This window comes from Cryptosporangium japonicum (assembly GCF_039524755.1).
Classification (GTDB): domain Bacteria; phylum Actinomycetota; class Actinomycetes; order Mycobacteriales; family Cryptosporangiaceae; genus Cryptosporangium; species Cryptosporangium japonicum.
On record NZ_BAAAGX010000009.1, the window covers coordinates 155419 to 168218 of the forward strand.

A 12800-nucleotide genomic window follows, 5' to 3' on the forward strand; every position below is an offset into this window, starting at 1 on the left:
CGTGACGTTAGCTCGCTGAACGCCGTACCGCTGTCACCGTTCCGCGCGTCGCGACGACACAATCGACTCTGGAACGATTTATCGACGCCGGCCCCGCCGGAAGTCCTTCCACGAGACGCCGTATCCCGCGCCGATCGCGATCCCCAGAGCGAGACCCAGCGCCAGGTTGTGGAAGAGGAGACCGAACGCGGCGCCGAACACGAGGCCTAAGGCGATGCCGGTACCGGCCTTGTTGTCCGCGGGCTTCTTCTCGCTCATAACTCCACGGTAGGCGGGTACGCAACGATTCGAGAGGGAGAGTCGAGATGCCCCCAACCGATGTCACTTTCCGTAGCTACGACGGCACGCGACTAGCGGGCACGCTCGTGGCCCCGCCCGGCGCCGGGCGGTCGGCGGTCCTGGTCCACGGCGGTGGGGTCACCCGCACCGAGGGCGGGTTCTACGTCCGGCTGGCCGATGCGCTGGCCGCCGCCGGGATCGCGTCGCTCCGCTTCGACCTGCGCGGGCACGGTGACAGCGGCGGACGACAGGAGGACCTCACGTTGTCCGCGGCCGCCAACGACGTCCGTGCGGCGGTGGAGGAGATGGCCGCGCCGGTCACCGTGATCGGCACGAGTTTCAGCGGCGGTATCTGCGCGCTCGTCGCCGCGGCCGGGAAGCCGGCCTTACGCAGCCTCGTGTTGTTCAATCCCCTGCTCGACTACAAACGAAGATTCGTGGACGAGAAGCCGTACTGGTCGGCCGACCACCTCGACCCGGCGTTCGCCGACGAGCTCGACCAGCGCGGCTACCTGGAGCACTCCCCGACGTTCCGGCTCGGCCGCGCGATGCTCAACGAGGTCTTCCACGTCTCGGCCCGCGCCGCCCTCCGCCGGATCACGGTGCCCACGCTGCTGGTCCACGGCACGAAAGACACGTTCATCCGCGTCGACTCGTCCCGCGAAGCCGTCGGCCAGCTGCCGGCCGAGGGCACGTTGATCGAGGTCGAGGGCGCGCAGCACGGGTTCGCGGTGCACGACGACCCGGCGTACGCCGAGCCGCAGACCCGCGCCTGGCAGAACCTGGTGATCCGGGAGACGACAGAGTGGATCACCCGCCACTGAGGACGTCACCTATCCTCGTGCCAATGAGTCGGGCCGTGTCCATCTCGAGGCTGATCGCCGCGGATCCGCTGTGGTGGCTGCGTGATCCGGCCGTGCCCGGTCACCTGGGCCGGGCAGTGGCCCACCTACGTGGAGCTCGGGACCGCGACGGCGACCGGGAGCGGGTCCTCCACGCGCTGACCGAGGCGCTGAGCCGCGAGCACGCCGACTTCGCCGACGACGTGGTGCCCGGGTTGGACCCGTCCTGGCCCGGCCGCGAGGCCTTCCGCCAGTGGTTCGTCGCGCACCCGGCTCCCTCCGCCACCGCGGTCCGGGTCCTCGGGGCACTGTTCCCCGGCGACGAACGACTCCGGTCGCTGCTCACCGCGGAGCTCCCGGCGATCCGGGGCGCGGCCCTGCGCGCCGTCGCCCTCGACGCGGAGGCTCTCGTGCGCGACCGTGCCGCGACCGACCCGAGCGCAGCCGTCCGTCGGCAGGCACTGGAGGCCCTGGTCGAGCACTGGCCGGACGAACCGAGGACACGCGACTTCCTGCACGAGCGCGTGCGGCTCGACGTCGGCACCGAGCCTCGCGTCTTCGCGGTACGCGCGCTGGCCCGGTGGTGGCCGCGGGAGCCGAGCACCACCGCGTTGCTGGCCGGCCTCGCGCGAGCCGAACGCGGCACGCTCGTCGGTTCGGCCGCCGCCGGCACCCTCGACGCCGAGCCGGCCTGGGACGACGCCACGATCCGGGGTGCGCTCGACGACCGCTGGCTCGGGCCGGCCGCCGTGCACGCGCTGGTGTCCACGCGCCCCGACGACCCGGCCACGTTCGCCACCCTCGTCGGGCTCGCCGCCCACGTCCACAACGACACCCGGGCCGCGGCCCTGGACGTCCTGGGCGCGTACCGGCCCCGCCGGCCCGACGTGCGTGCCCTGCTCACCGACCGGGCCGTCGCCGACCCCGACCACGTCGTCCGCCGCACCGCGCTCGTCCGGACCGCGCTCACCTGGCCCGGTGAGGCCACCCGCGGGTTAATCCGGGACCGGTCCGCGCACGACCCCCACCCCGACGTCCGCGCGTTGGCGGCTCAGATCCTGGACGCGTTGAACACCCAGTGATTCGACGTGAACTCCCGGCCGTCGCATGCATCGACCGAACCTAGGCGTCGTCGGCCGGTGCGTCGGTGAGGACGCGGAGGTTCGCTCCGGCGACCGTCACGGCGGCCGGCTGGTGGGTCTCGGCGGCCTTCTCGTACCAGGACCGCGCTTCCTCCACGTCGCCCTGCTCCTCGGCCAGCACGCCGAGGTCCACCATCGCGTTCGCGGCCTGCACCGAGTCCTCGCTGTCCAGCGCGTCGGTGAACCACTGCTTGGCCTGCTCGGGGTTGCCCTGCTCCTTCTCCAGCACCCCGAGGCCACGCATCGCCCGAGCCGACTCGGCCGCGTCGCCACTGTCGACGGCCTGCTGGAACCGGGTCCGCGCCTCGTCCGTCTTGCCCTCGGCGGCCTCCAGCACGCCCAGGTCGACCATCGCGGGCACGGAACCGTCGGCGATCGCCTTCTCGTACCAGCGCCGGGCGATCGCGACGCTGCCCCCGCGGTGCGCGCGGTAGGCGATCACGTACTTCACGTTCAGCGGGACGTCGTCCAACTGGTCGAGCAGGTCACGCGCGTGCGGATAGTCGCCGCGGTCGAACGCGGTGAGGCCGGCCGCGCGCCGGGCCACCGGGTCGAACGCGCCGGCCACGTACCGCCAGAACGGCGCGCTCACCGGCCGCCGCTGCCCGTCGGCCACCGCCGAGAGCAGCGTGTTGCCGTAGTAGTACTCGTTGCCCCGGCCGAACACCTCGGTGATCAACCCCAGCTCGAGCGCCCACTCGATCGCGCGCTCCCGCCCCGGGTTCGACACCGCGGCCCGGCCGTCGAGGTGCGCGAGTTCACGGCGGTAGTCGCCGTAGAGCGTGGTGAGCATCTTCGCGTTCAGCGCCAGCGGCGGATCCATCCGGTGCCAGTCGGTGAGCACGTGCAGCAGTGCCTGACGGTCGAACCGGATGCTGCGTTCCTCGCTGTCGCCGGAGAGCGCGGTGCGTACCGGCTCCAGCGGCACGAGCAACAGCCCCACCCGGTCGGCCTTGGCGTCGGCCGGTACGTCGTGCTCGCCGTCGCGCAAGGCGTCGACCTCGGCCGTGGTGAGTGGACCGACCTCCACCACCGCACCGGGCAACGCGTCGGGCAGCCGGGTGCCGCCGAGCAGCGCGGAGCGCGCCGTGACGAGCACCCGCACGCCCGCCGGGATCTCGGCCGTGGCGAGCTGGGCGAGGTGCTCGGAACCGGCGTCGTCGAGCCAGAGCACCGCGCCGTTCTTCGCCGCGCGCTTCGCGACCGAGATCAGCTCGGTGAGCGGCACCCGCGGGTCGGGATGGAACGCGTGGAGCGTGTGCTCCGGCAGGTGCTTGCGTGCCGCTTCGGCGAGCGTGCGGGTGGCGCCCACCAGCCTTTTCCCGTGGACGACGACGAGCTGCGCCTCGTCGGCGAAGTGCTTCTCCAACGCGGTGTCGGCCTCGCGCGGCAGGTACGGGCCGTGGGGTGCGTGGACACCGAGCTCACCCAGCGAGGCATCGGCGAGGCGTGGGGGCCGGCCGCGTTCGTCCGCGACTCTCAACACGGGCTTCGGGTTGGACCGGCCGGTCAGGGACCATCCCGCCACGCCGTGCTCCTCTCACACCGTTCGCAGAAGCCACCACCGTAACCCTGCGCTAGGCGACGAAGATGCAGAAGGGGTGACCGGACGGATCGGCGAACACGTAGAGCGGTTCCTCGGGATCGTCGAACCGGTCGCGGATCAGCGTCGCCCCGAGTTGCAGTGCCTGCTCGCGCTGCTCGACGAGCGTCGCCGCATCCCGCACGGAGAAGTCCAGATGCAGCTGCTGGGGCACGGCGCCCTCCGGCCAGGTGACGCGCGGCAACGCCTCGACCTGCTGGAACGCTAGGTCGCCACCGGCGGGGTTACGCAGCATCAACCAGTCTTTGTCGCCGTTCTCCGGCTCGTCGCCCGGACGGTAGTTCCAGCCGAGCAACCGGCGGTAGAACTCGGCGAGTTCGCGGGGGTTCTCGGTGTCCAGCACGGTGCTGCGCAGAGTGGGATAAGTCATGGCCAGGGCGTACCACATCGGCACGACAACTTCGGTCCGCGCGTGAACCGATCGCGCGACTCGGTGCGATGGAGGGGTGTGAACGGTTCACCGAGCGACGTCGACCTGCTGACCCGAGTGGCAGCCGGCGACCGGCGCGCGTTCGAGGCCTTCTACCGACGCCACGCCGGGTGGCTCGTGCTGCGTCTGCGGCACCGCTGCGCCGATCACACGCTCGTCGACGACGTCGTGCAGGAGACGTTCCTGGGCCTCTGGCGTGGCGGGGCCGCCCGCTACCGGGAGCAGGGCGACGTCACCGGCTGGCTCTGGCGGATCGGTTCCCGCCGGCTGGTCGACGCGTTACGCCGGCAGAGCGCGAAGGAGCGGCTGCGCCAGGTGCTGGCGCGCGTGCGTGGCGCGCCGGCACCGTCCGCCGAGGACCTGGTGCTGCGCGGCGTCGAACACGGGGACCTGGCTGGTGCGCTGGCCCGGCTCTCCCCCGAGTTACGCGCGGTGCTGCAGGCGACGGTGCTCGACGGCCTGACGACCGGCGAGGCCGCCGTGCTGCTCGGCATCCCACCCGGAACCGTGAAGACGCGGGCGATGCGCGCCCGTCGGCAGCTACGCCAGGAGCTCGCATGAGTTGGCACGTAGGGGATCCGGACCTGGCGGCCTACGCCGACGGGTCGCTGCCCGCGCCGGGGGTGTGGTCGGTCGAGGCGCACCTGGCGGCCTGCGAGGGCTGCCGGGAACGGCTGACGTTCGACGCCGTCGACGCCGGCTGGGAACGGCTGGACGCGGAGCTGGACGCACCCCGGCCCGGGCTGGTCGAACGGGCGCTGAGCTTCGGCGGGGTCCCGGCGACCACCGCGCGCCTGCTCACCGCCACCCCGGCCCTGCGCGGTTCGTGGCTCGTGTCGGTGACGCTCACGCTGCTGCTCGCCGCGGTGCTGGCCCACTACGCCCAGCCGCTGGTCTTCCTCGCGCTGACGCCGCTGCTGCCGGTGCTCGGTGTCGCGGTCTCGTTCGGGCCGGGCATCGACCCCACCCACGAGGTCACGGTCGTGGCCCCGTACTCGACGTTCCGCCTGCTCCTGCTGCGCTGCGCCACCGTGCTCGCGGCGAACACGCTCCTCACCGCGGCGGCGAGCCTGGCGCTGGCCGAGTACGGCGTCCGCATCGCCGGCTGGTTCCTGCCCTCGCTCGCCCTCACGATCCTGACGCTGCTGATCACGCCCCGGCTGGGCGCGGTACCGGCCGCGACCGTGGTCGGCCTCGGCTGGCTCAGCCTGGTGCTCGGCACCCGGCACTCCACGTCCCTGCTGCCGTACACCGCCGCCGGGCAGGTCGCGATGGCCGTGGCGGCCGCGCTGGCCGCGGTGGCCCTCGGCTTCCAGATGTCCGCGTTCGATCGCACCCGCCCCCTGCCTCGGAGGTTCCGTTGACCCTCTCGACCGAGGTCGCCGTTCGCGCGACCGGACTCTCGCTGCGCTACGGGCGCGCGGTCGCGCTCGACGACGTGTCGATCACGCTCGGCACCGGAGTGACCGGCCTGCTCGGCCCGAACGGCGCCGGGAAGACGTCGCTGCTGCGCATCCTCGCGACCGCGCTGGCCCCCAACGCGGGTGAGCTGCGGATCTTCGGCGAAGACCCGCTGACCGGCCCCGGTCGCCTGGCCGCGCGCCGCCGGATCGGATACCTGCCGCAGGATCCGGGTTTCCACCGCTCGTTCACCGCGTTCGAGTTCGTGGACTACGTCGCGATCCTCAAGGAGCTCACCGACCGGCGGGCCCGGCACGCCGAGGTGCGGCGCGTATTGGACGCCGTCGGCCTGAACGACCGGCGCGGCGACAAGATCCGCACCCTGTCCGGCGGGTCGAAACAGCGGGTGGCGCTGGCCGCCGCGCTGGTGGGTGACCCGTCGCTGCTGATCCTCGACGAACCGACGGTGGGGCTCGACCCCGAGCAGCGGTTCCGGTTCCGCGAGCTCTTCGCCGACCTCGGCGAGGGCCGCGCCGTCCTGCTCTCGACGCACCAGACCGAGGACGTCACGTCGCTCTGCCGCGAAGTGGTGGTGCTCGATCACGGCGGCGCACGGTTCCGCGGCACACCGGCCGAGCTGACCGCGCTGGCCAACGGTCGGGTGTGGACGAGCGACGCCCGCGAACCGGGCGCGGCGGCGTCCTGGCGGACCGGCACCGGATCGTTCCGGCACGTGGGCACACCCCCGGACGGCGCCGAACTGCTCGCACCGACCCTCGAGGACGGTTACCTGACGCTCGTGGACCTGTCGTGACGGCCACGCTCACCCCGGCACCGGCGGCGTCGACGGTCGACCGCCGACGCGCGATGCTCGCGCTGGCCCGGGTCGAGGCCGTCCGCCAGCTCCGCTCGCCGGTGACGATCGTCGCCGCCGTGCTGTTCCTGGCCCCGTGGGTCTACGGCTGGGCCGCCGGGACGATGAACGAGTTCCCGGTGCTGCACGAGGAGTCGGTCGAGGTCCAGTTCCTGGCGATGCTGGTGCTGGGCAACGCCGCGCTGATCACGGCCAACTTCGCCGCGCTGCGGCCGCACCGGCACCGCGTCGACGTGTTGTTCGACGTGCTGTTGCTGCCGACCGCCTGGCGGACCGGTGCCCTCCTGCTCGCCGTGCTGACGCCGACCGCGCTGGCGCTGGTGCTGCTCGGAGTGCGGCTCGGCGCGCTGGCCCTGCTGCCGGGCGCGGCCGGGCAGGTGCTGCTGCTCGATGTGCTGATCGTGCCGGTCGTGGTGGCGCTGTTCGGGGTGCTGGGGGTGCTGCTGGCGCGGTTGACCCGATCGGCGGTGGTCGCCCCGGTCGTGGCGCTGTTCCTCACCTCGTGCGCGTTCATCGGCCCGGTGGGTGGATCCTCGACCGAACGCTACCGGCTCGTGCTGCCGATCGTGACGCCGGAGTTCCCGTACCCGCTGCCGCTGGACCTCTTCGGCCGGCCCGCGGGTCGGCACCTGGTGTACGTGGTGGGGCTGGTCGCCGTCCTCGCCGTGCTGGCACTCGCCCGGTCGGGGGCGCGGTGGCGGGTGTGGGTGGCCGGTGCGCTGGCGACGGCGGTGATGCTGACCGGCGCGATCACCCAGTTCGGGGTGGACGACTCGCTCGTGGCCGCCCGTCGCACGGCCACCGAATCGCCCGCCTCGGTGCAGACCTGCCGGACGCTCGACGACGTCGAGTACTGCGTGTTCGACGGGTTCGAGCCGTGGATCGAGGACTGGGACACCGTGCTGCGCGACGTACGGCGGGCCGCACCGGTGGCGGCCGGGCCGCTCACCGTCCGCCAGCGCGTGTGGGCCACCCCCCACTCGAGCACGGTCGTCCCGGATCCGGCCGACATCCCGCCGTCCGACCCGGCCGCGATCCCGATCGGGACGGAGTGGGGCGACCGCTACGCGGAGGCGACGTTCGCGGCGGCCGTGTCCTACCGGCTGATCACCGGTGAACCGTCGCCGGGCGGCACCCCGGTGTGCGGATCGCGTGGAGCCTTGCTGGTCTGGCTGGTGGGTCAGGCCGGCGGCCGGGTGACCGAGGGACTCCGGCTGCTGGACGAGTCGGGCACGGACGCGCTGGAGTTCTTCGACAGCGACGGCTTCGCGCCACTCGCGGTGCCGACCGCCGCCGCCGACGCCGGGCTGGCGCTGCTGACGAAGCCGGGCGCCGCGGCCCTGGTCCGCAAGCACTGGGCCGAGTTGGCCGCGCCGACCACCGACGCGGACCGGTTCGCCGCGATCGTCGGTGTCCCCGCCGCCGGGCCGGCCCCGGCCGGGGAGCGTGTCCCGTGTTGATCGCCCTGGTGCCACCGATCGTGCGAGCGGCACGCACCGGCCCGTTCCTGCTCGCCTGCGCCGCGGGGTGGGTGCTGCTGGCGATCCCGGCCGCGCTCACCACCACGATCGACCCGAACTCGCTCACCCTGCAGCTGCGGCTGGCGTCGGTCTGCGCGGCGGTCGGGGCGGTGTTCCTGCTCGACGATCCGGCCAAACCGACGACGCTGGTGGTACCGGCTCGCAAGTGGATGGCCACCGCGCTCCGGATCGCGCTCGGATTCCTGCTGGCCGCGCTCTGGTGGGCGGTGGCGGTCACGATCGTGCTGGTGGGCGCGGAGGACGGCGTCGGCGGCGACCTGCGGTTGGCCGGGACGGCGGTGGAGTCGGCGACGATCCTCGCCGTGGCGCTGCTGCTCGGTGTGGTCGGTCACCGGCTGGCCGAACGGGGCGTGGGGAGCACCGCGGCGGCCCCGACGCTGCTCGTCCTCGTCGGCGGGCTGTCGCTGTTGCCGCGCGACGCGGCGCTGTTCGTCGGGGTCGGCGACCCGGCCTGGGCCGACGTGCACGACCGCTGGGCCGTGCTGCTGCTCACCGCGTGCGCGGGCCTGATGGTTGGTGCGGGCACCCAGCGGTAATCTCCGCTGCCGTGCACAAGTCTCCGGGGCTTCACCGCTTCCTCACGTTCGTGGACGCGATCATCGCGATCGCCATCACTCTCCTGGTGCTGCCGCTGGTCGAGATGACGAGCGAGCTGACCGAAGAGACGTCGTTGGAGGAGCTGTGGAGCCCCGAGACCATCGGCAAGTACGGCAGCTTCGTGCTGAGCTTCGCGGTGATCTTCCGGTTATGGCAGGTGCACCACAAGCTGATGGAACCGATCGAGTCCTACGACCGGGTCGTGGGCGTCGTGACCGCGGCGTGGGCGCTGACGATCGTCTTCATGCCGTTCCCGACCGCGCTCATCGGTATCTACGGCAACGAGGAAGTCCCGGTGATCGCGCTCTACCTGCTCACGTTGTTCGTGAGCTCGGCACTGCTCACCGCGCTCGCGCTCTATCTGGCCCGCCGGACCGAACTGCACGAAGCCGATGTGGAGTCGTCGAAGCGGATGGCCGTGCCCTCGGTGGTGACCACGATCCTCACCGGTCTGGCCGCTGTGATCGGCATCCTGGTACCGCGGGTGAACTACGGCGCGCTGCTGCTGCTTCTGCTCACCGGTGTGCTCACGGTGCTGGTGAACCGACGGTTGCGCCTCCCCCAGGAGGAGGCGTGACGCTGTCCGGGTGGCGCTCTACTCGATCGGCGAGCTCTCCCGACGTACCGGCCTGACCGTCAAGGCGATCCGCTTCTACGCCGACCGGGGCATCGTCCCGGCGACGCGGCGGAACGCCACCGGTCACCGCCTGTACGACGAGGACGCGGCCGCGCGGCTGGACCTGGTCCGGAGCCTGCGTGACCTCGGGATCGACCTGCCCACGATCCGGCGCGTGCTGGCTCGGGAGGTCACCGTCGCCGACGCCGGCTCGTCGAGCAGTTCCTGGACGCGACGTTCGACGGGCTCGACGGTTTCGCCGGGGTCCGCCGGTCGCTCACCCCGTCGCTGCCGGACGACCCGGCCCCCGAGCAGATCGACGCCTGGGTCGAGCTGGTGACGCTGGTCCAGGACCCAGCCTTCGGGGTGTACCTGCGCACGCTGGCCGAGCAGCACGCCGCCGACCGGGAGCCGGGGTCGGTTCCCCGGCCGGACGCGGTGGCCGTGGTGCGCTCGATCGGAGCCGCGGACGTCGACGCGATCGCCGCGGCCTACGCGGACGTGCTCGGCGAGCCCGACTCCCCCGAGCTGCGTCGACGTCTGCTCGCCCGCCTGGAGCTGGCCGACGATCCGCGCCGGTACCGGTACGAGCGGTTGCTCGCGGTCGTCAACGGGTGGGCGCCGGAGGAGTCCGACGAGGCCACGATCGGCCGGTGCATCGAGACAATGCGTGGATGACGTTCTTCGCAGCGACCGACCCCGCCGCCGATCGCGCCGAGGTCTTCGTCCGCTACCTCGACTACTTCCGCGAGAGCGCGCTGGACAAAGCGGGTTCGCTGTCCGAGGAGGCGCTCCGCTCCAGCCCGCTGCCCTCCGGCTGGACCCCGATCGAGCTGCTGCAGCACCTGCGTCACGTCGAGCTGCGCTGGATCGAGTGGGGCTTCGAGGGGCGCGCGGTGCCCGAGCCGTGGGGTGACCGTCGCGACGACCGCTGGTACGTGGCCCCGGGCCGCTCGTTCGCCGACGTCGCCGACGCGCTCCGGCAGCAGGGTGCGCACACCCGCGCCGTCGTCGAAGGGCACGACCTGGACGAGATCGGCGCACCCGGACCGCGCTGGGAGGGCGCGCCCCCGGCGTCGCTCGAGCGGGTGCTGTTCCACCTGCTCCAGGAGTACGCCCGCCACGTGGGCCACCTGGATGTGGTCGTCGAGCTGTCCGGCGGCTCGATCGGTGAGTAACTTGTCGGGCATGTCGGACGACGTGGTGGACGCCCTGCAGCAGTTCGTCGCCCGCATCGACGCCTTCGCCCCGGACGCACCGGTGCACACCGAGCTGGACGTCGGCGGTCGGCGGCTGACGCTGCGCGAGCCGGTCGTGCGGGCGCTCGTCGAGGCGCTGCACGCCTACCGCGATCCGCGCGACAACGGGCAGTGCGACCACTGCGGCAGCCACCGGATGGACGCGAACTTCCGGTGCGCTGACTGCGGTCGGCTGTCCGGCCTGTTCGGCGAACTCGTCACGCAGCGCGCCGCGGACCACACCGAGCCGCCCGAACTGGAGACCTCGTGGACGTCATCCTGATCCCCGGGCTCTGGCTGGACGGGTCGTCCTGGAACGCCGTGACACCGGGTCTGGAAGCGGCCGGGCACCGCGTGCATCCGCTCACGCTGCCGGGCCTCGAATCCCCCGACGCCGACCGCGCCCCGATCTCCCTGCGTGACCATGTCGACGCCGTCGTCGCCCGGATCGACGCGCTCGACGGCCCGGTCGTGCTGGTGGCCCACTCGGCCGGCGGTGCCGTCGCCCACGCCGCGGTGGACGCCCGGCCGCACCGCGTCGCCCGCGTCGTCTACACCGCGAGCGAACCGGTCGCCGACGGGGAGTGCGTCAACGACGAGCTGCCGTCCGCGAACGGCGAGATCCCGATGCCGGACTGGTCGTTCTGGGACGCCGACATGCTCGTCGACCTGGACGAGGAACTCCGCCGGAGCATTCTCGACCGGGCGGTGCCCTCACCGGCGCGTGCCGCCACCGACCGGCAGACGCTCTCCGACGAACGCCGCTACGACGTCCCGATCACGATCGTGACCTGCGACTACACCGAGGACATGATGCGCGGCTGGATCACCGAGGGGTATCCGAGTGCGGCGGAGGTGGGCCGGATCAGGGACGTGGAGTTCGTCGCGCTGCCCACCGGCCACTGGCCCCAGTTCTCCCGCCCGGCCGACCTGGCCCGGGTGATCGCCGACGCGATCTAATCGCTCTCCCAGAGGGGCAGCTGACGGGGACCGACGCGGCCGACCGTGCTGTGCTGGCCGCTCTGCAGGCAGCGGGCGCAGGTGACCGCGTCGTCGGTGGGCACCAGCGCGTCGAGCTCGAAACCGGCCATGCCCACCCGGCAGGCCGGGGCGGGCACGCGGATCTCGGCCAACCAGCGCTCGGGATGCACGGCGTGCACCACCGACGAACCGCGCACCCGCCCGTTGCGACCGACGAACTTCTCCACCACCTGCGCGGCGACGGTCGCGAACGCCTCGACCACGGTAGTCATGCCGTGGGTGTACCACCCACCACCGACAATTCACGCTCCGCGGCGGGTTCGGCGTCGCGGTTGTTCTCGGTGGCTTTCACGAGCGCCACCCCGACGAGCACCACCAGACCACCGATCAGCTGCATGGTGCCGGGGATCTGGCCGACCGAGAGGGCCGCGAACAGCACGGCGAACAGCACTTCGGTCAGCCCGACGAACGACGCCACGGTCGCGCCGAGCAGCCGGGCCGCGATGACCCCGGTGGAGTAGGCGATCGCCGCGGCCACGACCGACAGCCCGATCACCGGTACCAGCCAGCTGACCTGCTGCCCGAAGAGCTCCACGTCGACGGTGGCCGTGCCCATCGGCAGCACGCGGACCAGCGCGGCCACGCCGAGCACGAGCGCACCCACCACCATGCCGCCCCAGGCGACGACCAGCGGCGGCACCGCGTCGTCCTGCCGCGCGGAGACGACGAAGTACACGGCCAGCCCGGCACCGGCGAGGAGACCCCACATCAGGCCGATCGGGTCGAGGCCGCCCGACGGGTCGAGCACGAGCACCAGGCCGACCACGGCCGCGATCATGCCGACGACCGTCAGCTTGCCCGGGCGCCGCCGGTGGCGGGCCCACATCCAGAGCACGACGAGGACGATGCCCATGTACTCGAGCAGCAGCGCGACGCCGACGTCCAGGTGCTGCACCGCGTTGAAGAAGAACAGCTGGCAGCCGGCCACCGCGACCGCGCCGTAGAACGCGATCAGACCGGCGCTCGACCACAGCGACCGCCAGCGACCGCGCAGCGCCACCAGCGCCGGTCCGGTGAGGAGGACGGCCGCGAGCGCGATGCGGGTGGTGACCACCGCGCCCGACGTCCAGCCGGTCGACATCAGCGAATCACCGAAGCTGCCCGCGGTGCCGAACGAGAGAGCGGAGACCAGGGCGATGCCGAGGCCCGAGTAAGAGGCAATCCTCGTTACACTCATGACATCGACGGTAGAGCTC

At 72.5% G+C, this 12800-nt stretch carries 16 protein-coding genes and 1 pseudogene; 12 read left to right on the forward strand and 5 right to left on the reverse strand.

The genetic code is table 11. The features are described 5' to 3' along the window. Positions 1-78 precede the first annotated feature (78 nt). Entirely contained in the window at positions 79-258 is a 180-nt protein-coding gene (locus ABD437_RS11840) for a glycine zipper domain-containing protein (protein ID WP_035858814.1), read from the reverse strand. A gap of 47 nt (positions 259-305) precedes the next feature. On the opposite strand from ABD437_RS11840, the gene ABD437_RS11845 reads away from it, so the two are divergent. Both ABD437_RS11845 and ABD437_RS11850 read left to right on the forward strand, forming a co-directional pair. Further along, on the forward strand, positions 306-1103 hold the full coding sequence (locus ABD437_RS11845; protein ID WP_344648838.1) for an alpha/beta hydrolase: 798 nt from the start codon (positions 306-308) through the stop codon (positions 1101-1103). A gap of 35 nt (positions 1104-1138) precedes the next feature. Then, on the forward strand, positions 1139-2203 hold the full coding sequence (locus ABD437_RS11850; RefSeq protein WP_344648839.1) for a hypothetical protein: 1065 nt from the start codon (positions 1139-1141) through the stop codon (positions 2201-2203). Positions 2204-2243: 40 nt separating this feature from the next. On the opposite strand, the gene ABD437_RS11855 is transcribed toward ABD437_RS11850, so the two are convergent. After that, positions 2244-3791: a tetratricopeptide repeat protein gene (locus ABD437_RS11855; RefSeq protein ID WP_344648840.1), complete on the reverse strand. Its 1548-nt coding sequence runs from the start codon at positions 3789-3791 to the stop codon at positions 2244-2246. 49 nt (positions 3792-3840) lie between these two features. Then, the gene (locus tag ABD437_RS11860) at positions 3841-4236 is read right to left on the reverse strand and encodes a VOC family protein (RefSeq protein WP_344648841.1); all 396 of its coding nucleotides are present in this window, start codon (positions 4234-4236) and stop codon (positions 3841-3843) included. Positions 4237-4314: 78 nt separating this feature from the next. On the opposite strand from ABD437_RS11860, the gene ABD437_RS11865 reads away from it, so the two are divergent. The 10 genes and pseudogenes from ABD437_RS11865 to ABD437_RS11910 all read left to right on the forward strand — a co-directional run bounded on the left by ABD437_RS11865 (position 4315) and on the right by ABD437_RS11910 (position 11523). Further along, entirely contained in the window at positions 4315-4857 is a 543-nt protein-coding gene (locus tag ABD437_RS11865; protein WP_344648842.1) for an RNA polymerase sigma factor, read from the forward strand. Then, positions 4854-5660: an anti-sigma factor family protein gene (locus tag ABD437_RS11870; RefSeq protein ID WP_344648843.1), complete on the forward strand. Its 807-nt coding sequence runs from the start codon at positions 4854-4856 to the stop codon at positions 5658-5660. Before ABD437_RS11865 ends, ABD437_RS11870 begins: the two co-directional genes overlap by 4 nt. Further along, positions 5657-6511: an ATP-binding cassette domain-containing protein gene (locus tag ABD437_RS11875; protein ID WP_344648844.1), complete on the forward strand. Its 855-nt coding sequence runs from the start codon at positions 5657-5659 to the stop codon at positions 6509-6511. Before ABD437_RS11870 ends, ABD437_RS11875 begins: the two co-directional genes overlap by 4 nt. Further along, entirely contained in the window at positions 6508-8031 is a 1524-nt protein-coding gene (locus tag ABD437_RS11880) for a hypothetical protein (protein ID WP_344648845.1), read from the forward strand. The genes ABD437_RS11875 and ABD437_RS11880 overlap by 4 nt, the downstream gene beginning before the upstream one ends. After that, complete coding sequence (locus ABD437_RS11885) at positions 8025-8648, forward strand: hypothetical protein (RefSeq protein WP_344648846.1); 624 nt, start codon at positions 8025-8027, stop codon at positions 8646-8648. The genes ABD437_RS11880 and ABD437_RS11885 overlap by 7 nt, the downstream gene beginning before the upstream one ends. An 11-nt stretch (positions 8649-8659) precedes the next feature. Then, the gene (locus ABD437_RS11890) at positions 8660-9286 is read left to right on the forward strand and encodes a TMEM175 family protein (RefSeq protein WP_344648847.1); all 627 of its coding nucleotides are present in this window, start codon (positions 8660-8662) and stop codon (positions 9284-9286) included. 10 nt (positions 9287-9296) lie between these two features. Beyond that, positions 9297-10003, forward strand: a pseudogene (locus ABD437_RS11895) (MerR family transcriptional regulator). Beyond that, entirely contained in the window at positions 10000-10503 is a 504-nt protein-coding gene (locus ABD437_RS11900) for a mycothiol transferase (protein WP_344648848.1), read from the forward strand. Before ABD437_RS11895 ends, ABD437_RS11900 begins: the two are co-directional and overlap by 4 nt. A gap of 10 nt (positions 10504-10513) precedes the next feature. Continuing rightward, on the forward strand, positions 10514-10846 hold the full coding sequence (locus ABD437_RS11905) for a hypothetical protein (protein WP_344648849.1): 333 nt from the start codon (positions 10514-10516) through the stop codon (positions 10844-10846). Beyond that, the gene (locus ABD437_RS11910; protein ID WP_344648850.1) at positions 10831-11523 is read left to right on the forward strand and encodes an alpha/beta fold hydrolase; all 693 of its coding nucleotides are present in this window, start codon (positions 10831-10833) and stop codon (positions 11521-11523) included. The genes ABD437_RS11905 and ABD437_RS11910 overlap by 16 nt, the downstream gene beginning before the upstream one ends. On the opposite strand, the gene ABD437_RS11915 is transcribed toward ABD437_RS11910, so the two are convergent. After that, positions 11520-11816: a hypothetical protein gene (locus ABD437_RS11915; protein ID WP_344648851.1), complete on the reverse strand. Its 297-nt coding sequence runs from the start codon at positions 11814-11816 to the stop codon at positions 11520-11522. The two genes, ABD437_RS11910 and ABD437_RS11915, sit on opposite strands and share 4 nt — an antisense overlap. Continuing rightward, positions 11813-12781 (reverse strand): EamA family transporter, encoded by a 969-nt coding sequence (locus tag ABD437_RS11920; RefSeq protein ID WP_344648852.1) that lies wholly within the window; start codon positions 12779-12781, stop codon positions 11813-11815. Before ABD437_RS11920 ends, ABD437_RS11915 begins: the two co-directional genes overlap by 4 nt. Between the last annotated feature and the right edge of the window lie 19 nt (positions 12782-12800).

Excerpts from the sequence above, each read along its gene's own strand:
- ABD437_RS11840 (WP_035858814.1), bottom strand. The coding sequence starts at position 258 with ATGAGCGAGAAGAAGCCCGCGGACAACAAGGCCGGTACCGGCATCGCC.
- ABD437_RS11845 (WP_344648838.1), top strand. The coding sequence starts at position 306 with ATGCCCCCAACCGATGTCACTTTCCGTAGCTACGACGGCACGCGACTA.
- ABD437_RS11860 (WP_344648841.1), bottom strand. The coding sequence starts at position 4,236 with ATGACTTATCCCACTCTGCGCAGCACCGTGCTGGACACCGAGAACCCC.
- ABD437_RS11870 (WP_344648843.1), top strand. The coding sequence starts at position 4,854 with ATGAGTTGGCACGTAGGGGATCCGGACCTGGCGGCCTACGCCGACGGG.
- ABD437_RS11900 (WP_344648848.1), top strand. The coding sequence starts at position 10,000 with ATGACGTTCTTCGCAGCGACCGACCCCGCCGCCGATCGCGCCGAGGTC.
- ABD437_RS11905 (WP_344648849.1), top strand. The coding sequence starts at position 10,514 with ATGTCGGACGACGTGGTGGACGCCCTGCAGCAGTTCGTCGCCCGCATC.
- ABD437_RS11915 (WP_344648851.1), bottom strand. The coding sequence starts at position 11,816 with ATGACTACCGTGGTCGAGGCGTTCGCGACCGTCGCCGCGCAGGTGGTG.
- ABD437_RS11920 (WP_344648852.1), bottom strand. The coding sequence starts at position 12,781 with ATGAGTGTAACGAGGATTGCCTCTTACTCGGGCCTCGGCATCGCCCTG.